The organism is Actibacterium sp. D185-2 (assembly GCF_054954595.1).
In genome coordinates this window covers 88,214-106,198 of the sequence record NZ_JBPWNX010000007.1, presented here as the reverse complement: position 1 = coordinate 106,198, position 17,985 = coordinate 88,214, and the positions used below count along the sequence as shown (strand labels likewise).

At 63.1% G+C, this 17,985-nt stretch carries 18 protein-coding genes; 11 read left to right on the top strand and 7 right to left on the bottom strand.

Annotated features, from left to right (window positions below; translation table 11 throughout):
- Positions 1-2: 2 nt before the first annotated feature.
- Together pcaG and ACSR1C_RS13170 are read left to right on the top strand one after the other, a co-directional pair.
- On the top strand, positions 3-602 hold the full coding sequence (gene pcaG / locus ACSR1C_RS13175) for a protocatechuate 3,4-dioxygenase subunit alpha (protein ID WP_460259790.1): 600 nt from the start codon (positions 3-5) through the stop codon (positions 600-602).
- Between the two features lie 125 nt (positions 603-727).
- Positions 728-2,065 carry a lyase family protein gene (locus ACSR1C_RS13170; protein ID WP_460259791.1) on the top strand — a complete coding sequence of 446 codons (1,338 nt, stop codon included), beginning with the start codon at positions 728-730 and terminating at the stop codon, positions 2,063-2,065.
- Between the two features lie 10 nt (positions 2,066-2,075).
- On the opposite strand, the gene ACSR1C_RS13165 is transcribed toward ACSR1C_RS13170, so the two are convergent.
- Positions 2,076-2,966, bottom strand: a complete 891-nt coding sequence (locus ACSR1C_RS13165; RefSeq protein ID WP_460259792.1) for a helix-turn-helix domain-containing protein — start codon at positions 2,964-2,966, stop codon at positions 2,076-2,078.
- An 82-nt stretch (positions 2,967-3,048) separates the two neighbouring features.
- On the opposite strand from ACSR1C_RS13165, the gene pobA reads away from it, so the two are divergent.
- Positions 3,049-4,218: a 4-hydroxybenzoate 3-monooxygenase gene (pobA, locus tag ACSR1C_RS13160; protein ID WP_460259793.1), complete on the top strand. Its 1,170-nt coding sequence runs from the start codon at positions 3,049-3,051 to the stop codon at positions 4,216-4,218.
- A gap of 55 nt (positions 4,219-4,273) precedes the next feature.
- On the opposite strand, the gene ACSR1C_RS13155 is transcribed toward pobA, so the two are convergent.
- The 3 genes from ACSR1C_RS13155 to ACSR1C_RS13145 are packed head-to-tail and all read right to left on the bottom strand — an operon-like array spanning position 4,274 to position 6,208.
- Entirely contained in the window at positions 4,274-4,999 is a 726-nt protein-coding gene (locus tag ACSR1C_RS13155; protein ID WP_460259794.1) for a TRAP transporter large permease subunit, read from the bottom strand.
- Positions 5,000-5,007: 8 nt separating this feature from the next.
- Positions 5,008-5,811 carry an AMP-binding protein gene (locus tag ACSR1C_RS13150; protein ID WP_460259887.1) on the bottom strand — a complete coding sequence of 268 codons (804 nt, stop codon included), beginning with the start codon at positions 5,809-5,811 and terminating at the stop codon, positions 5,008-5,010.
- Positions 5,786-6,208, bottom strand: a complete 423-nt coding sequence (locus ACSR1C_RS13145; RefSeq protein WP_460259795.1) for an AMP-binding protein — start codon at positions 6,206-6,208, stop codon at positions 5,786-5,788. The genes ACSR1C_RS13150 and ACSR1C_RS13145 overlap by 26 nt, the downstream gene beginning before the upstream one ends.
- Before the next feature lie 271 nt (positions 6,209-6,479).
- On the opposite strand from ACSR1C_RS13145, the gene ACSR1C_RS13140 reads away from it, so the two are divergent.
- The 3 genes from ACSR1C_RS13140 to ACSR1C_RS13130 are packed head-to-tail and all read left to right on the top strand — an operon-like array spanning position 6,480 to position 7,625.
- Entirely contained in the window at positions 6,480-6,668 is a 189-nt protein-coding gene (locus tag ACSR1C_RS13140) for a hypothetical protein (protein WP_460259796.1), read from the top strand.
- A gap of 14 nt (positions 6,669-6,682) precedes the next feature.
- Positions 6,683-6,934, top strand: coding sequence for a PaaI family thioesterase (locus ACSR1C_RS13135; protein ID WP_460259797.1), 252 nt, complete (start codon positions 6,683-6,685; stop codon positions 6,932-6,934).
- Between the two features lie 49 nt (positions 6,935-6,983).
- Complete coding sequence (locus ACSR1C_RS13130; RefSeq protein ID WP_460259798.1) at positions 6,984-7,625, top strand: TetR/AcrR family transcriptional regulator; 642 nt, start codon at positions 6,984-6,986, stop codon at positions 7,623-7,625.
- A gap of 189 nt (positions 7,626-7,814) precedes the next feature.
- On the opposite strand, the gene ACSR1C_RS13125 is transcribed toward ACSR1C_RS13130, so the two are convergent.
- On the bottom strand, positions 7,815-9,134 hold the full coding sequence (locus ACSR1C_RS13125; protein ID WP_460259799.1) for an aspartate aminotransferase family protein: 1,320 nt from the start codon (positions 9,132-9,134) through the stop codon (positions 7,815-7,817).
- A 130-nt stretch (positions 9,135-9,264) separates the two neighbouring features.
- Between ACSR1C_RS13125 and ACSR1C_RS13120 the strand changes: the two genes are divergently transcribed.
- The 4 genes from ACSR1C_RS13120 (at position 9,265) to ACSR1C_RS13105 (ending at position 14,368) form a co-directional block, all read left to right on the top strand.
- Positions 9,265-10,137: a MurR/RpiR family transcriptional regulator gene (locus ACSR1C_RS13120; protein WP_460259800.1), complete on the top strand. Its 873-nt coding sequence runs from the start codon at positions 9,265-9,267 to the stop codon at positions 10,135-10,137.
- A gap of 39 nt (positions 10,138-10,176) precedes the next feature.
- Positions 10,177-11,145 carry a TAXI family TRAP transporter solute-binding subunit gene (locus ACSR1C_RS13115; protein ID WP_460259801.1) on the top strand — a complete coding sequence of 323 codons (969 nt, stop codon included), beginning with the start codon at positions 10,177-10,179 and terminating at the stop codon, positions 11,143-11,145.
- A 158-nt stretch (positions 11,146-11,303) separates the two neighbouring features.
- Entirely contained in the window at positions 11,304-13,919 is a 2,616-nt protein-coding gene (locus tag ACSR1C_RS13110; RefSeq protein ID WP_460259802.1) for a TRAP transporter permease, read from the top strand.
- Positions 13,916-14,368 (top strand): universal stress protein, encoded by a 453-nt coding sequence (locus ACSR1C_RS13105; RefSeq protein WP_460259803.1) that lies wholly within the window; start codon positions 13,916-13,918, stop codon positions 14,366-14,368. The genes ACSR1C_RS13110 and ACSR1C_RS13105 overlap by 4 nt, the downstream gene beginning before the upstream one ends.
- Before the next feature lie 78 nt (positions 14,369-14,446).
- Here ACSR1C_RS13105 and metG read toward each other — a convergent pair whose 3' ends face one another.
- A complete protein-coding gene (gene metG, locus ACSR1C_RS13100) occupies positions 14,447-16,165 on the bottom strand; it encodes a methionine--tRNA ligase (RefSeq protein WP_460259804.1) in 1,719 nt (572 codons plus the stop codon).
- Positions 16,166-16,385: 220 nt separating this feature from the next.
- On the opposite strand from metG, the gene ACSR1C_RS13095 reads away from it, so the two are divergent.
- Positions 16,386-16,997, top strand: coding sequence for a LysE family translocator (locus tag ACSR1C_RS13095; protein WP_037208505.1), 612 nt, complete (start codon positions 16,386-16,388; stop codon positions 16,995-16,997).
- Positions 16,998-17,220: 223 nt separating this feature from the next.
- Here the strand turns inward: ACSR1C_RS13095 and ACSR1C_RS13090 are convergent, their stop codons facing one another.
- Complete coding sequence (locus ACSR1C_RS13090) at positions 17,221-17,976, bottom strand: SDR family NAD(P)-dependent oxidoreductase (RefSeq protein WP_460259805.1); 756 nt, start codon at positions 17,974-17,976, stop codon at positions 17,221-17,223.
- Positions 17,977-17,985: the final 9 nt, after the last annotated feature.

Genomic DNA, 17,985 nt, shown 5'->3' with positions numbered 1-17,985 from the left:
AGATGGTTCAGAACCTTGAAACCCTGAATGAAACCCCGTCGCAAACGGCCGGTCCCTATGTCCATATCGGCCTGATGCCGACCTATGCGGGCAACCCCGGCTATTACGATCAGGAAATCGGAACCTCGCCCATCGCCGAAGGGGCGCAGGGAGAGATCATCGAGATCACCGGCGAAGTGTTCGATGGCACCGGCTGGGCGCTGCGCGACGCGCTGATCGAAAGCTGGCAGGCCGATGCCGCGGGCAAGTTTCCGGGGCAGGACGGCGCCGATCCGGCGGTCACCGGCCATTGCCGCTTTGCCGCCGATGCGATCAGCGGCACGTTTACCCTGCGCACGGTCAAGCCCGGCCCCGTTCCGGCGCGTGGCGGCAAGATGCAGGCGCCGCATATCGCGCTATGGATCGTGGCGCGGGGCATCAACATCGGGTTGCAGACCCGGATCTATTTCGAGGATGAGGATAACAGCACAGACCCGCTGCTGGCCCGCATCGAACAGCGCCCGCGCGTCGACACGCTGATCGCCAGGAAAACCGGCGAGGGGCAGTACCGCTTCGACATCCGTCTGCAAGGCCCGGGCGAAACCGTGTTTCTGGATATGTGAACCTGCAAGCGGGGCGCGGCGTCACCGTCGCCCCGCTTGCGCCGGTACAAAGCTGGGCGACAGTCCTCGTCCGAGGCGATAAGAAGATGTGAACAAGCACGCGCCCAGAATGCAGGAGCCCCGCAATGACAATCTGTGCCCTTGAAAGCCCGGTTTTCGGCGGGCTGTTTGGCGACCCCGAACTGGCGGCGCTTCTGGATGACAGCGCCAAGCTGCGCCAGATGATCACGGTAGAGGCCGCGCTGGCGCGGGCCGAAGGGCAGTGTGGCGTGATCCCGGCGGACTCTGCGCAGGTGATTTCGGAACTTCTGGCGACGGTCCGGATCGACCCCGCATCGCTGGGGGCGGGGACAGCCGGGTCGGGCGTGCCGGTGATCGGGCTGGTGGCCGCGCTGCGCAAGGCTGTGGGCGACGCGCATGGCGGTTTTGTTCATTGGGGCGCGACCAGTCAGGATATCATCGATACCGCGCTGGTGTTGCAGTTGCGCGATGTACTGGCGCTGATCGTGCCCCGGCTGGAGGCGCTGATCGCGGCGCTGCAAACAGCCAGCCAGGCACAGTCGGAACAGGTCATGGCGGCGCGCACCCGCAGCCAGATCGCGACGCCGATCACCTTTGGCCTGCGCATCGCGCAATGGGCGCAGCCGCTGATCGCGCTTGCCGGTGAATTGCCCGCGCTGAAGGCCGGGCTGCTGCGCGTACAATTCGGCGGCGCCAGCGGCGCCAATACCGCCGTCGCCCCGAACGGCGCCGGGGTTTCGGCGGCATTGGCCAGGGAACTGGGGCTGGCCGACAGCCCGGCCTGGCATGTGGACCGATCCGGCATTGCCGGGCTTTCCGCGTGGTGCGCGCGCCTGTGCGCGGCGCTGGCCAAGATGGCGCAGGATCTGGTGCTGATGGGCCGTTCCGAAAGTGACGAAGTGCGCGCAGGCGCGGGCGGCGGGTCGTCCACCATGCCGCAAAAGGCCAACCCGGTGCAGTCCGAGGCGATTGTCACGCTGGCCGGGTTCGTGGCGACCTTGCAGCCGGGCATGGTGCTGGCCGCCGCCCCAGCCGAGGAACGCGACGGTGCACGCTGGTCGCTGGAATGGCTGATCCTGCCGCAGATCCTTGTGGCGACGGGGGCCGCGCTGAACCATGCCCGCAGCATCGCCGGCACGATCGAGGCCAACCCCGACAACATGCGCGCGGCGCTGGCGCTTGGAAACGGCAGCGTGATGTCCGAGGCGGCGACATTCGCACTGACCGCGCATATGCCCCGGTCGCAGGCGCAGGGCATCGTCAAGCAGGCCTTCGCCACGGCGCGCGAAACCGGCCAGACCCTGGCCGAGGTTCTGGCCCGGGTAACGGATGCCCCGGTGAACTGGCCCGAGGTCATGCGCCCGGAAACCGCCATCGCCCCGTCAAAGGCGATGGCCGATCGCATTTTCGCGGGCTGGTCCCGCAGCGCGCCGCAGGGCTGAGCCCCGCGCGTCAGCCATCCAGCTGCTTGCGGTATTGGGTGGGCGACAGGCCGATATTGCGCTGAAACGCGCGCGAGAAATAGGCCGGATCCTCGAACCCCAGCTGATAGCCGATTTCGGCCACGGTGATCCGGGTATAGGCCAATTGGCGGCAAGCCTCTTGAAACAGCATGGTTTCGACGAATTTCGACGCGGGCAGGCCGGTCGCCTGCTGGCAGAGCCGGTTCAGATGGGTCGGCGTCATCGACAGGGCCTGTGCGTAATCGGCCACCCGCCAACGATGCCGGAAGTTCCGATGCACAAGCGCCTCGAACTGGGCGATGCGCGGGTCGTGCCCCCGGGCGGGAAGACCGACTTGCCGGTTATACAGCCCGCGCACCATCAGGCAGCTGATCTGCATTGCGATTGCCCGCAACAGCGGAACCCGGCCCGGGTCTGCCCCGCGATGCTCTGACAGGACCGCGTCGAAAAGTGGGATGACCTTTTCGGGGGGCGGGCAATGGCCCCAGGTTTCCAGCGTCGCGGACAGGGTGGCATCGCCGGCAAACGCCTCTGGCAGTTCAGCCACGGGGATGGTCAGCACATAGCCTTCCGTCCCCTTGGCAAAGCGGAAGCCATGCACGGTCAGGCGCGGAATGCTGATCAGGACCGGGGGTGTCAGGTCGTGCGACCTGCCGTCCACGCTGATCCGGATTGCGCCGCTTTGGATCAGGAAAAACTGATGCAGGTGCGGATGCCGGTGCGGCGCGATGTGCCAGTCGTGCAGGGCGGTGCGGTCGATGATCCGTTCGCAATGCAGGATGTCGGGGAAGGCCTGCCGCTCGCCGTACAGGCCATAGGCCGGAATGGCGCTGCGGGCCGCGGCGCCAGTTTCGCCGGATGTGACAAGAACCTGAGACATGTTCCGAAAGTACCATCTTCCGGCGGTTAGGTCCATTCAGAGCCGTGGCCGATGTTCTAGTTATACCGAAAATGGAGGAAACATGCGTACTCAGGTTGCAATCATCGGTGGCGGGCCTTCGGGGCTTTTGCTGTCTCAACTTCTGAACAAGGCGGGGATCGGTACGGTCGTTCTGGAACGGCGGACGCGGGATTATGTGCTGTCGCGTATCCGCGCGGGCGTGCTGGAATGGAGCACGGTCGAACTGTTGCGCGCTGCGGGCGTCGGCGAACGCATGGACCGCGAGGGCATCGTGCATGACGGCTGCTATCTGTCGACCGCGACGGGCATGTTCCATGTCGATTTCAAGGAACGCGTCGGCAAGCAGGTGATGATCTATGGCCAGACCGAGGTCACCCGGGATCTGTACGATGCGCAAGAGGCCATCGGCGCGACCGTGATTCACGGGGCCGAGGATGTCGCGCTGCATGGCGCAGACGGCGATGCGCCCTATGTGACCTATACCAGGGATGGCGCCGAGCATCGGGTCGATTGCGACTACATCGCCGGGTGCGACGGATTCCACGGTGTCAGCCGCCCGACCATCCCCGAAAGCATCCGCAAGGAATATGAGCGCGTCTATCCCTTCGGCTGGCTGGGCGTTCTGGCCGAAACCCCGCCCTGCGCGGATGAGCTGATCTATGCCAACCACCCGCGCGGGTTCGCGCTGGCCTCGATGCGCAACCCGAACCTGACGCGCTATTACATTCAGGTGCCGCTGACCGACAAGGTCGAGGACTGGTCGGATAATGCGTTCTGGGCCGAGCTGAAAAGCCGCCTGCCCAAAGAGGTGGCCGCGGGCATGGTCACCGGCCCTTCGGTCGAAAAATCCAACGCGCCGCTGCGCAGTTTCGTCAGCGAACCGATGCGCTGGGGCCGGCTGTTCCTGTGTGGGGATTCGGCGCATATCGTGCCGCCGACCGGCGCCAAGGGTCTGAACCTTGCGGCCTCTGACGTGCATTATCTGTTCGAAGGGCTGAAGGCGTTCTATCAGGCGGGGGACGCATCGGGGCTGGACAGCTATTCCGACGTTGCGCTGGCGCGGGTCTGGAAGGCAACGCGGTTCAGTTGGTGGATGACCACGTTGATGCACCGCTTTCCGGATCAGACCGATTTTGACCAACACATTCAGGAAACCGAGCTGGACTATCTGGCGCATTCGCCATCGGCTCAGGCCGCCATGGCTGAAAACGACGTGGGCTTGCCTTTCTGACAATGGTGCCCCCCCGTGCCTGCGGTTGTTATGCGGGCACGGGGGGGCATGTCTATCAGCGGACGAGGACCAGGGACAGCCAGGGCACCCCGATGATCAGCGCGAGCCTGACGATATCGGCCAGCCAGAATGGCAAAACGCCGCGAAAAATCGTGCCGAGCGAAATATCCCGCAGGACCGAGCGCAGGACGAAGACGTTCATGCCGACTGGCGGTGTGATCAGGCTTATTTCGGTCACCACCACGACGACCACGGCGAACCAGATCAATACCAGGTCGGGATCGCCCAGGATGCCGGTGCCGAAGTCGAGCTGTTCGATCACCGGATAGAAGACCGGAACGGTCAGCAGGATCATCGACAGGCTTTCGAACACGCAGCCCAGGACAAGATAGATGCACACGATCACGGCGATGACCATCCAGGCGGAAAGGTCCCAGCCATAGACAAGGTCCACCAACCCGTCAGGCAGCCCGGCAAAGTTCACGAAGGCCGAGAAAATTTCAGCGCCGATGATGATCGCGAAGATCATCGCCGAGGAAATGATGGTTTCGAAAACGGCCTGCCGGAAGCCGGAAAATGTCAGGGTTCTCAGGCCGAGCGTCAGGACAAGCGCGAAGATCGCCTCCATGCCGGCCGCCTCGATCGGGGTGAAAAAGCCGCCGTAGATGCCGATCATGATGAAGGCAAACAGCGCGATCGTCGAAAGGACGCCGACGGTGTCGCGCGGGCTCATCTTGGCGGCTTCGGTGACGGGGGGCGCCTGATCGGGGCGCAGGCGCACGGTTATGATCACCGCCAGAAGGTAAAGAAGGGGTGTATCCCCTCGGCGTCGCGCAGGCCCATGTCGCCGGTGCGCAGCCAGCCATCGCGGAAGGCCTCAGAGGTGGCATCGTCCTGCTTGTAATAGCCCAGCATCCCGCCAATGCTGTACATGCAGATCTCGCCCATTTCGCCATCGGGCAGCACATTGCCCGCGCCATCCATGACCGCGACCTTGATAAAGGCCGACGCCCGGCCACAACTGGACAGCCGTTCGCGCGGGGCGATTTCGCCGTTCACATAATGGTCCTGCGGCGGCAGGAAGGTGGCGGGGACCGCCATTTCGGTCTGGCTGTAGATCTGGCACATCACCGGGCCGAACACCCCCAGCGCATCGCGCAGCCGGTCGGGCGCCATCAGGGCGGCGCCGTAGATCAGGTATTGCAGCGATGAATAGTCGACGTCGCGCACATTGGCTTCGTGCAGCAGTTCATAGATCACCGTGGGCGGCAGGAAAGTTTGGGTGATGCCGTATTCGGGAATGGCGTTCAGCAGGTCCTGCTTGTCCACCCCTTTGTAGATCACCAACTGGCCGCCATAGACCAGAACGCTTTGTGCGATCATGCCGGCGGCATGGGTCAGCGGCGCCACGGCCAGAAAGACGGGGCGGGATTTGGGCGGCATGCAATAGACAAAGCTGGCCACCGTGATTTCCAGCGACCGGTTGGGGATCATCACCCCCTTGGAACGTCCGGTGGTGCCGCCGGTGGGCTGGATGGCAAAGACGCGCTCGGGGTCGTGCGGGGTGTCAAAAGGGGGCCGCGGGGCTGTCAGCTATCCATTCCGCCAGCGAAGGTGTATCGCCGTCGCGCCGGTCGATACAGACATAGTGGCGGATGCTGGGCACCTGATCGCGAAAGGTCTGGATCATCTCGGAGAACGAGCCGAGATAGAACAGAACGTCGCAGTCGAAGGACGCCAGGATGTTGGCAACGTCGGTCGCGACGTTGCGCGGATTGATCGGCAGCCATGTAGCCCCGCTGCGCAGGACGGACAGGACCGTGGCATAGGCCAGGGCATTGTTATAGCTCAGCACCGCCGCCTTCTGGCCAACGCCCACATTCGCGGGCGCGAGCCGATGCGCGCAGCGCAGGGTGAAGCTGCGGACCTCGTCATAGGTCATTTCGATGCCATTGCTGACATCCGTCATGCACACGCCATGCGGGTTCATTGACCATCCCTGGTCAAAGTAATCGATCGAGTTCAATGATCCCTCCCTGGACAAAGAACGACAGTGTATTACCTATCGTTCTTTTTATCGACTCATAGGTATATTTATTACGCGGTGGGCGGAGGTGTCAATATCGATATCTGTAAAGCCGTTCATAACGAACGCTAATGCGGAGTTGCCTCTTGACGTGACATCTATACCCGCTGGTATATAAATCGAATTATATACGCGGGTGGGGGTGCCAAAATCCGCGCAAGGCGGAAGGGAACAGATGACGCAACCACAGAACCCGGATCAGACGCTGGTGCTTGAGGCCCTGAAGACCGGCACCTTGCCGACAGCGTTTGACAGCACCCCTTTTGCGCGTTCGCTGAACGCCCGTCTTATCGAGGTGGACCTGAAGGGACGCATCGTGATGGAGTTCGATATCGGTGCCGACTATACGCAGGGCTGGGGGTAATTCAGGGCGGTATCGTGGCCTCGGTTCTTGATTTCGCGTTGGGATTATGCCCGTTTCCGCTGCTGGCTGCGGATAATACGCTGGCCACGACGAACCTGAACGTATCCTTCCTGCGTCCGGCACTGCCGGGGGTCGCGATCGTGCGCGCATCGGCCGATCGGCTGGGGCGGACGGTTGGTTTTACACATGGCGCGATGCATGATAGCGCAGGAAAACTCGTTGCGACCGGGACGGCGACGCTGTCAGTTTTCCCCGAACCGACATAAGCAGAGCCGAGGCCGAAGATTGGTAGAGAAACCCGCCCCAGCAAAACGATTGCGCGGTCGCCCCCGGAAAGACTACCGCTGGAGCGACGAAGCGCTTGATCGCGATACGCAGTTCGAATTGCGCCGCGAAGCGCTGGTGCGGACCGCCGCGCGCGAATTCAGCCGCAAAGGGTATTACACCACCTCGGTCGATGCGCTTGCGCGGCTGCTGAACGTGACCAAGCCGACGCTGTACCATTACATCAAGGACAAGGACGAAATCCTGTTCGAATGTCAGCGCCACGCCTTCATGATGATCGAACCCGCGATCCGTGACGCGGAACAAAGCGACGCGCCGGGGCTGGAAAAATTGCAGGCTTTCCTGCCGCATTTGGCGAAGATGATCACCAGCGAATTCGGCACATGCCTGCTGAAGACCGGGTTGGCGCCCCTGAAGCCTCAAAGCCGCGAAAAACTGGAAATCTTCGCCCGACAACTGGACGATACGATGATGAACATCATCCAGTGCGGCATCGAGGATGGATCGATCCGGGCGTGCAATCCACGCCTGACCGCCTTTGCCATTCTCAGCGGGTTCAATGGTCTGGCCAGTTGGTATGATCACGACGGCCCCCTGTCACCCGAGGACGTGGCCAGAACTTTCGCCGATCTCTATACGGGTGGCCTGTTGGCGCCGGAAAAGCTGCCCTGAGCAAGGACGTACAGGCCAGCCCGACGCCGGCCGGACCGTAGGGGTTGTAGCCCAATATAGGCGTTCTGCGGGGGCTGCCGGCAATTCCCTGAGGCTTGACCCATTCCATCAGCTTGGCGCGCAATTCGATGATCCGGTTCAACACATGGTTGATCACCGGGGCTTTTTGACGTCAGAACGCGGGGGCGCTCACAGAACCGTGGTGAGCGCCGTGGACAGTTTGCCGACGATTTCGTCGATATGGTTGTCTTCCAGAATGAAGGGCGGGGCCAGCAGGACGTGATCCCCTTGGCGCCCGTCGATCGTGCCGCCCATCGGATAGCAGATCAGCCCGGCCTCGAACGCGGCCTTTTTCAGCGCCTTGTGCACGGCGCGTTCCGGCGCGAAGGGCGTTTTCGTCTCGCGGTCCTCCACCAGTTCGATGCCGCGAAACAGGCCCCGGCCGCGGATATCGCCCACATGCGGATGCTGGCCGAAGGCGGCCTTGAGCGCGGTGTGCAGCCGCTCGCCCATCACTTGCGCGCGCGTGACCAGCCCGTCATCGGACAGCCGCGTCAGCACCGCCAGTGCCGCGGCGGCCGCGACCGGATGGCCCATATAGGTGTGCCCATGCTGGAAAAAGCCCGACCCATCCTCGACCGCCTTGTAGATCGCGGCGGAACACAGCATCGCGCCGACCGGCTGATAGCCCGCGCCCAGACCTTTGGCGATCGCGGTGATGTCGGGGGCCACGCCGTCCTGTTCGCAGGCGAACAGGGTGCCGGTGCGGCCCATCCCGCACATCACCTCGTCCAATATCAGCAAAACGTCGTATTGGTTGCAAATCTCGCGGATACGCTTGAAATAGCCCGCTACGGGGGCCACCGCGCCCAGCGTGGCGCCGACCACCGGTTCGGCCACGAAGGCCATCACGCTGTCCGGGCCAAGGCGCAGGATTTCGGCCTCCAGCTCGTTGGCCATGCGCTGGCCATAGTCGAACGCGCTTTCGCCCGCTTCCTGCCCGCGATAGGCATAGCAGGGCGCGATATGGGTGGTTTCGATCATCATCGGCGCAAAGGGTTCGCGGCGCCACATGTTGCCGCCGGTGGCCAGCGCGCCCAGCGTGTTGCCGTGATAGCTTTGCCGCCGCGCGATGATGCGGTGGCGGGTGGGCTGACCGATTTCCAGATAATACTGCCGCGCCAGTTTCAGCGCAGCCTCCATCGCCTCGGACCCGCCGGACACCAGATAGACCCGGTCGAGCCCCGCAGGCGCATGGGCGATCAGCTTGTCGGCCAGCGCCTCGGCTGGGGCAGAGGTGAAAAAGCCGGTATGGGCAAAGGCGACCTGATCGAGCTGCGCCTTGATCGCGGCGTTCACCGCCGCATCGTCATGGCCCAGACAGGACACCGCCGCGCCGCCGGAGCCGTCGAAATACTGCTTGCCGGACTGGTCATACAGGTAAACGCCGGCGCCGCGCGCAACCATGGGCAGGTCGGCTTTGGTATGGCGGGGAAAGATATGGGACATGGGGCGATCCTTTCGCGCGAATCCCGGGCGGCACAACTGCCGCCCCGCTTTTTCTGAAACATACGTTTCAATCGTTGACAAGAAATAATACGCATGAAACGTTTTGTTTCAACGAATCCTCGGGGGGTGCATGCCCGGCTCTGTGTCGATTGAAGACAAGATTGCGGCCCAATACAGTGGCCTGAGCGCCAAGCTCAGGGATGCCGCCGATTTCGTTGCGGCCCACCCGGTGGATGTGGCGACCCGATCCTTGCGGTCGATCTCGGCCTCCAGCGGGCTGGCCCCGGCGACGTTTTCGCGGCTGGCGCGGGCGCTGGGTTTCGACAGCTACGAAGAACTGCGCGAGCTGTCGCGCTATGCCGTGGGTCGCCGCATGGTCAGCTTTTCCGAAAAGGCCAGCCGGCTGCAGGCCGAAACCGCGACCGGGCCGCAGCCGCCTTTCTTTCAGCGCCAGGCCGCCGCCTGCGTCGCCAACATAGAGGCCGCCACGCGGCTGATCGACCCCGCCCGGCTGGAAGCGGCGGTCGAGCGGTTGGACAAGGCCCGCAACGTGGTTTTGTTCGGCGCGCTGGGATCGACCGGCATTGTTGAATACATGGCCTATATCGGCAATTACTTTGCCGCGAACTGGTCGATTGCCGGGCGGATGGGGGCCTCTCTGGCCACGGCCATGGCCGATCTGTCGGCAGAGGATGCGCTGATCGTGGTCACCAAGCCACCTTTCGCGCGCCGATCCGTGCTGGCTGCCGAAATGGCGGCGGAACGGGGCGCCTATGTGGTGGTCATCACCGACACCCATGTCTGTCCGGCATTGCGCCATGCCTCGGCGGGATTCATCCTGCCCTCGGACAGCCCGCAATTCTTTTCGTCCTACGCGGCCACGCTGGTGCTGATGGAAACCATCATCGGCATGCTGGTCGCCCGCGCGGGCCCCGACGCCCAGGCGCGGATCGAAGAGGTCGAAGCCCGAAATCACCGCCTGGATGAATTCTGGCGCGTGTAATCCGAACCAAAAACCAACATCCAACAACGGGAGTTCACGATGTTTGCCAATCTGAAATTCACAGCCGCCGCCATGGCGGTGGGCCTGATGGCCGCGCCGATGGCACAGGCCGAAGAGTTCATCACCATCGGCACCGGCGGTGTGACCGGGGTGTACTACCCCACCGGCGGCGCGATCTGCCGTCTGGTCAACAAGGGCCGCAAAGAGCATGGCATCCGCTGCTCGGTCGAATCCACCGGCGGCTCGGTCTATAACATCAACACCATCCGCGAGGGCGAGCTGGAATTCGGCGTGGCCCAGTCCGACTGGCAGTACCACGCCTATCACGGTACCTCGAAATTCGAAGAGGCCGGCCCGTTCGAAGGCCTGCGCGCCGTCTTCTCGGTGCACCCCGAGCCCTTCACCGTGGTCGCCCGCGCCGACAGCGGCATCAAGACCTTCGACGACCTGAAGGGTAAGCGGGTGAACCTGGGCAACCCCGGCTCGGGCGCGCGCGGCACCTTCGAGGTGGTGATGGCCGAAAAGGGCTGGACCACCGATGACTTCGCGCTGGCCGCCGAGCTCAAACCGGCAGAGCAGGCCGCGGCGCTGTGTGACAATCAGGTGGATGCGATCGTCTTTACCGTCGGCCATCCCTCGGGCACCATCCAGGAAGCAACCACCGCATGCGATTCCGTCATCGTGGCGGTCGAAGGCGCCGAGATCGACAAGCTGATTTCCGAAAACGCGTTCTACCGTTCGGCCACCATCCCCGGCGGGATGTATCGCGGCTCGGATGAGGATGTGAAAACCTTCGGTGTGGGCGCCACTTTCGTGTCCTCTGATGCGGTGTCGGAAGAGGCCGTGTACACGGTGGTGAAATCGGTGTTCGAAAACTTCGAGGATTTCAAGAAGCTGCACCCGGCCTTCGCCATTCTGAAGCCCGAGGAAATGGCCACGGCCGGCCTTTCCGCCCCGCTGCACCCCGGTGCCGCGAAATATTACAAGGAAATGGGCTGGATTGAATAACCAACTGTGACACTATGACGACAGGGCCGGGGGCGCATGCCGCCCCCGGCATCTTCGAACCGACGGGCGGATGAACCGCCCGCGCCCGGAGACGGACCCGCAAAGGGCCGGCGTATAATGATTGCCGCAGATGCGCGGCCCAACGGGGAACCTGGGACATGACGGACAAGTCGCCGAGCAATGGCCGCGCACTTTCGGAAGAGGAACTTCAGGAACTGGTCGCGGCAAGCGATTCAGGCGCGCGTAACCCGGCCGGTCCGGTCGGGCTGTTCCTGGCGGCGGTCGCTGTCATCTGGTCGGTCTATCAGGTGCTTCTGGCCTCGCCGGTGTCGAACATCATCCTGCCGGGCGATCTGATCAACAATTCGCGCCAGCTTCATCTGGCTTTCGCGATTTTCCTGGCCTTCGCCGCCTATCCCGCACTGAAATCCAGCCCGCGCGATCATATCCCGGTCCAGGACTGGATCCTCGGGGTTCTGGGCGCCTTCATCGCGCTTTACGGCTATTTCTTCTACGAAAAGATCGTCAATTCCGGCGGGCTTGCTGACAACGTCGACAAATGGGTGGCGCTTGTCGGGCTGATCCTGCTGTTCGAGGCCGCGCGCCGCACGCTTGGTCCCGCCATGGCGATCATCGCCATCATCTTCATGGCCTATGTGTTCTTCGGCTCGTCCGATGTTGTGCCAGAGGTGATCCGCTGGAAAGGCGCGTCGCTGAAAAAGGCGATGAGCCATATGTGGATCACATCGGAAGGGGTGTTCGGCATCGCGCTGGGCGTATCCACCAAATTCGTGTTCCTGTTCGTGCTGTTCGGCGCGCTTTTGGACAAGGCGGGCGCGGGCAACTATTTCATCAAGATGGCGTTCGGCGCGCTGGGCCACCTGCGTGGCGGCCCGGCCAAGGCCGCTGTTGTGGGCTCTGCCGCGACCGGCCTGATTTCGGGGTCGAGCATCGCCAATGTGGTGACCACCGGCACCTTCACCATCCCGCTGATGAAGCGGGTGGGCTTTACCCCCGAACAGGCCGGCTCGGTCGAGGTGGCGTCGTCCGTCAACGGCCAGATCATGCCGCCGGTGATGGGGGCCGCGGCCTTTTTGATGGTGGAATATGTCGGCATTTCCTATGTCGAGGTGATCACCCACGCCTTCCTGCCCGCGATCATTTCGTACATCGCGCTGGTCTATATCGTGCATCTGGAGGCGGTGAAGCGGAACATGCCGACGCTGGGCAGCCGCGCGACCTCGCTTGGCAAGACCGTGGGCGGGATGTTCCTGTTCTTCGCGGGCTTTGCCCTGCTGTGCTACGGGGTGCAATATCCGGTGCGCTGGATCGCGGGGCTGGTGCCTGCCGGGGCTGGCTGGCTGCTGGCGGCGCTGGTCTTCGCGGCCTATGCCGTGCTGCTGTGGCTGGCCGCGCAGGTGCCCGATCTGGAACCCGACGACCCCAATGCCGAGCAGGTCGAACTGCCGGTGGTGGGCGAGATTTACAAGGCCGGGCTTTACTACCTGCTGCCGATCATCGTGCTGGTCTATTTCCTGATGATCGAGCAGAAATCGCCGGGCCTGTCGGCGTTCTGGGCCACGATGCTGCTGTTCGCGATCCTGCTGACGCAACGCCCGCTGAAGGCGCTGTTCCGGGGTGAAAACGACGCGGCCAACGCGGCCCGCGAGGGGCTTGTCGATCTGATCCAGGGGCTGATCGACGGGGCGCGCAACATGATCGGCATCGGCCTGGCCACCGCCACCGCAGGGGTGATCGTGGGCACCGTCACCCTGACAGGGGTGGGGCAGGTGATGGCCGACCTGGTCGAGTTCCTGTCGGGCGGCAACCTGATCTTGATGCTGGTCATGGTCGGGCTGCTGAGCTTGGTTCTGGGCATGGGCCTGCCGACCACGGCGAACTATATCGTCGTCAGTTCGCTGATGGCCGGTGTGGTGGTCGAACTGGGCGCGCAATCGGGGCTGATCGTGCCGTTGATCGCGGTGCATCTGTTCGTGTTCTACTTCGGGATCATGGCGGATGTGACGCCACCTGTGGGGCTGGCCAGTTTCGCCGCCGCCGCCGTGTCGGGCGGGGATGCGATCAAGACCGGCTTCATTGCCTTCTTCTACAGCCTGCGCACCGTGGCGTTGCCGTTCATGTTCATCTTCAACACCGATCTGCTGCTGATCGACGTGGGTTGGTTTCGGGGCATCGTGGTGTTCATCGTGGCGACCGTTGCCATTCTGGTCTTCACGGCGGGCACGATGGGGTATTTCATGGCCCGCAGCCGGATTTATGAAAGCGTGGCGCTGGTGTTGATCGCCTTCATGCTGTTCAGGCCCGATTTCATGATGAACCAGATCGTGCCGCCGTTCCACAGCATCGCGCCGACCGAACTGACCCAGGTTCTGGGCGGGATGGAGCCGGAGCAGGAACTGCGGCTGGTGGTCTCGGGGCCCGATTTCGACACTGGCGAGATCAAGCAGACCACGCTAATCGTGCCGGCCGGCGATCCGGGCACCGGCGCTGCGCGGCTGCAGGCCCTGGGGCTGGCGGTGATCGAAGAGAATGGTGCGCTGAAGCTGGACGAACCCTTCCCCGGTACGCCGTATTTCGACAAGATGAACAATTTCGACTTCTACGGCGACACGGCGGTGACCGTAACCCAGGTTCAGGCGGCCAGCGATCAGCCGCTGAAAGAGCTGATCTTCATTCCGGCGCTGCTGCTTCTGGCGGGCATCGCTTTCGTGCAAAGGGCGCGCGCGCGCCGCGAAGAAGGAGCCATGGCATGAGCGAGAGCATTCTGTGCGCCGTCGACATCAGCCAGCCCGAGGTGGACCGTCAGGTTCTTCAGACGGCGCATAAACTGGCGAAGCTGGACAATGCCCGGCTGGATGTGATCACCGTGGTGCCCGATTTCGGGATGAGCGTCGTGAGCGGCTATTTCGACAAAAGCTTTCACGAACGGGCCGTGGCCGAAAGCCGCGGACTGCTGAACGCGTTCGTCGAGGAAACCATCGGCGCCGAGGCCAATACGGGCGTGCGCCACATTGTGGCCACCGGCAAGGCCTATGCGGAGATCCTGCATGCCGCCCGCGCTGCGGGAACCGATCTGATCGTGATCGGGTCGCACAAGCCGGAACTCAGCGACTATCTGCTGGGACCCAACGCGGCGCGGGTGGTGCGTCATTCCAGCTGTTCGGTCTATGTGGTGCGCGCACCGGCGGCTTCGCGGGCCTGACGGTTCTTTCCGCCACCGCCGGGGGCAAGAGATTTCATGCCTCCGGCGGGAGTATTTTCGCCAAGAAGAAGCGGCAGATCAGCCGCGCTGGCCCGCGAACTGGTCGTGCCAACCTTCGCGTTCGTCATCGCCGATCTTGCGGAACAGCACATCGGGCACGGTAAAGGCGTGGCCGGCGGGCAGGGTGGCCAGTGCGGCCGCCACATCGTCGGGCCAGTTGTCATCCCGGGTCTGCATCGCCGCCAGCATCGACGCGGCGGCGTCGGGGATGAAGGGGCGCGACAGCACCGCGTAAAGCCGGATCAGGTTCAGGGCCAGACGGATCTGCGCGGCGGCGGTTTCGGGGTCGGTCTTGAAGGTGGACCAGGGTGCCGCCGACTGCAGATATTCGTTGCCCGCGACCCAGATCGCGCGCAGTTCGCCCGCGGCCTTGCGGATCTCCATCGCTTCCATATGCGCCTCATAGGCGCGGATGCGGGTGGTCAGGTCGGCGATCAGCGTGTCTTCGGCCGGGCCGAACGTGCCGCCCTCGGGCACTGCCTCGCTGAATTTGGAGCGGCAGAACTTGGTAACGCGGGACACGAAATTGCCCAGCACATCGGCCAGATCCTTGTTCACGCTGGCCTGGAAGTTTTCCCAGGTGAATTCGCTGTCGGAATTTTCCGGCGCGTGGCTGAGCAGCCACCAGCGCCAGTAATCAGCGGGCAGGATCGCCAGCGCCTGATCCATGAACACGCCGCGCCCCTGACTGGTGGAGAACTGGCCGCCGTCATAATTCAGATAGTTGAACGACTTGATGTAATCGACCAGCTTCCACGGCTCGCGCGCGCCCATGATCGTGGCCGGGAAGGACAGCGTGTGGAAGGGCACGTTATCCTTGCCCATGAACTGGACATAGCGCACATCGTCCGCGCCCTTGTCGGTGCGCCACCAGCGCTGCCAATCGGCATCGGATTTGCCGTTCGCATCGGCCCATTCGGCGGTGGCGCCGATATATTCGATCGGCGCGTCGAACCAGACATAGAACACCTTGCCTTCCATGCCGGGCCAGTCCGCGTCGCCCTTTTTAACCGGCACGCCCCAGTCCAGATCGCGGGTGATGCCGCGATCCTGAAGCCCGTCGCCGTCATGCAGCCATTTCTTGGCGATGGAGGTCGTCAGGATCGGCCAGTTCTTCTGGCTGTCGATCCACTGGTCGATCTCGTCCTTCAGCAGCGACTGACGCAGGTAGAGATGCTTGGTCTCGCGCACCTCCAGATCGGTCGAGCCGGAAATGGCGCTGCGCGGGTTGATCAGGTCGGTCGGGTCCAGCTGCTTGGTGCATTCCTCGCACTGGTCGCCGCGGGCCCGCTCATAGCCGCAATTCGGGCAGGTGCCTTCGATATAACGGTCGGGCAGAAAGCGGCCGTCGGCGTGGGAATAGACCTGCTTTTCGCTGACCTCCTCGATGAACCCGTTTTCGGCCAGCTTGCCGGCGAAATGCTGGGTCAGCGCGTGGTTGCGCGCCGATGACGAGCGCCCGTAGTGATCGAACGACAGGCGGAAGCCCTCGGCCAGTTCGGCCTGCACATCGTGCATCCGGGCGCAATAGTCGGCCACATCCTCGCCCGTCTTGGCGGCGGCCAGTTCGGCGGGGGTACCGTGTTCGTCGGTGGCGCAGATGAACATCACCTCATGGCCGCGCTGCCGCATGTAGCGGGCATAGAGATCGGCCGGAAGCTGTGAGCCGACCAGATTGCCCAGATGCTTGATGCCATTGATATAGGGCAGGGCCGAGGTGATGAGGATGCGTGCCATGTGGGGTATGCCTTTGTCCCGGTTTGCCGTCCCGTTTAACGCCGCGATGCAAAAAGGGCCAGAGGGCGTGTGCCCAGCCCCTTGCAGTAAATGGTGCAAAGGGCAGTGAATGTCCGGTCGGAGCCCAGACCTACCGATGCTGCGAAGCGAATGAACGACAGCTTTCCCGCAATAGCGCTCAAGCTGCGATGCTGGTATGGTCGCTGAAAAGGATACGTCAGTGACGATACAACAGCTTCTGATCTTTCTTCCCGCAGCGTTTCTGCTTGGGGCATCACCCGGCGCGAACAATCTTCTTGCCTTCATTTCCGCGACTAAGGCGGGCTGGTTCAAAACGGCAAAAAGCATCATCGGCCGTCTCGCAGCTTGGGCGGTATTAGTTGTTCTCGTCTCGCTGGGCCTGGATGCACTGTTGCGCACGTCAGAGTTTACTTTCGTGGTGCTCAAGTGGGTAGGCGTCGCTTATCTCTTCTGCCTCGCATGGCAGTTTTGGAAGGCAGACGTCAGCACCGAGATTGAGGCACCCGAGGTCTCGACACTGATGCAGCGCGAGTTTCTGACCCTCATGGGAAACCCAAAGGCTTATCTGCTTCTCACAGCGTTCTTGCCGCAGTTCGTAACCGATGCTGCACCGCTGATGCCGCAATTGTTCACCTTGGGGGCGATTTACCTTGTCGTTGAAGGGGCGGCTGCACTTCTTTGGGTCACGGCAGGAACGCTGGTCGGTACCCATGCACTGACGCCAATAAGGCGGCGCATTATCAATCGCGCTTCTGCCGGTTTGATGGGGATAGCAGCATTCCTATTGGCGCGAACAGAAAAGGCCGCATAGCAACCGAACCAGTCACTCATTTGCCCAATTCCAACAGCCGCAATGTCCCGCAGAGCGGTCATAGGAACGGTCCAACAAACAACTCGATCCAGAGCGCCCGAAGATTTCTTCGGGAGCTTCATGCGCTCGGGGCCCCTTCACCGCAAGCCTCAATCATGCGATCTACACCATTTACTGCAAAGGGCTGGGGCGTGTGCCCCCGGGCCCCCTCACGCGCGCAGGCTTACTGCGCGGTATAGCCGCCGTCGACCAGATGATAGCTGCCGGTGACGAAGCTGGCCCTGTCCGACAGCAGGAAGGCAACCAGCCCGGCCACCTCTTCAGGGGTTCCCAGCCGCCCGGCCGGGTGCATTCCTGCCAGCGCGGTCAGCTGTTCGGGGGACATGGTGTCATCGACCATCGGGGTGTGGATGAAGGCCGGACCGACCGCGTTGACCCGGATGCCCCTGGGCGCATATTCGATGGCCGCGTTTTTCGTCAGGCCGACGACACCGTGCTTGGCGGCGACATAGGCGCCGGCGGTGGCAAAGCCCACGCTGCCCAGGATCGAGGCGATGTTGACCACGGCCCCGCCGCCGGCCGCCTCGATCGCTGGCAGGCCGAAGCGCAGCCCGTAGAAGATGCCGTTCAGGTTGATGTCGATCACCTTGTGCCAGCCATCGAGCGGATATTCCGCCATCAGTTCTGCCGGCCCGCCAATCCCGGCATTGTTCACCAGATGATGCAGCGCGCCGGTCTGCTCTACGGCGAAGGCGATCATCGCCTCGACCGATGCGGGGTCGGCGACATCCACCGCCACCGACAGCGCCGTGCCGCCGGCGGACGTGATGCCGTCGGCGATTTCATCGGCATGCGCCGCGTTCAGATCGGCGACGATCACCGTCGCGCCCGAGGCGGCAAGCTCTTGCGCGATGGCTGCGCCGATCCCGGACCCTCCTCCGGTTACAATTGCGGTTTTGCCGTCGAAGCGGATATCCATCATTGCTCT

Bases quoted from the DNA above. Each gene is read 5' to 3' on its own strand.
- ACSR1C_RS13165 (WP_460259792.1), bottom strand. From the start codon at position 2,966: ATGTCTCAGGTTCTTGTCACATCCGGCGAAACTGGCGCCGCGGCCCGC.
- ACSR1C_RS13090 (WP_460259805.1), bottom strand. From the start codon at position 17,976: ATGGATATCCGCTTCGACGGCAAAACCGCAATTGTAACCGGAGGAGGG.
- ACSR1C_RS13145 (WP_460259795.1), bottom strand. From the start codon at position 6,208: ATGAACCCGCATGGCGTGTGCATGACGGATGTCAGCAATGGCATCGAA.
- ACSR1C_RS13115 (WP_460259801.1), top strand. From the start codon at position 10,177: ATGTTTGCCAATCTGAAATTCACAGCCGCCGCCATGGCGGTGGGCCTG.
- ACSR1C_RS13120 (WP_460259800.1), top strand. From the start codon at position 9,265: ATGCCCGGCTCTGTGTCGATTGAAGACAAGATTGCGGCCCAATACAGT.
- pcaG (WP_460259790.1), top strand. From the start codon at position 3: ATGGTTCAGAACCTTGAAACCCTGAATGAAACCCCGTCGCAAACGGCC.
- ACSR1C_RS13140 (WP_460259796.1), top strand. From the start codon at position 6,480: ATGACGCAACCACAGAACCCGGATCAGACGCTGGTGCTTGAGGCCCTG.
- metG (WP_460259804.1), bottom strand. From the start codon at position 16,165: ATGGCACGCATCCTCATCACCTCGGCCCTGCCCTATATCAATGGCATC.
- ACSR1C_RS13125 (WP_460259799.1), bottom strand. From the start codon at position 9,134: ATGTCCCATATCTTTCCCCGCCATACCAAAGCCGACCTGCCCATGGTT.
- ACSR1C_RS13105 (WP_460259803.1), top strand. From the start codon at position 13,916: ATGAGCGAGAGCATTCTGTGCGCCGTCGACATCAGCCAGCCCGAGGTG.
- ACSR1C_RS13170 (WP_460259791.1), top strand. From the start codon at position 728: ATGACAATCTGTGCCCTTGAAAGCCCGGTTTTCGGCGGGCTGTTTGGC.
- pobA (WP_460259793.1), top strand. From the start codon at position 3,049: ATGCGTACTCAGGTTGCAATCATCGGTGGCGGGCCTTCGGGGCTTTTG.
- ACSR1C_RS13110 (WP_460259802.1), top strand. From the start codon at position 11,304: ATGACGGACAAGTCGCCGAGCAATGGCCGCGCACTTTCGGAAGAGGAA.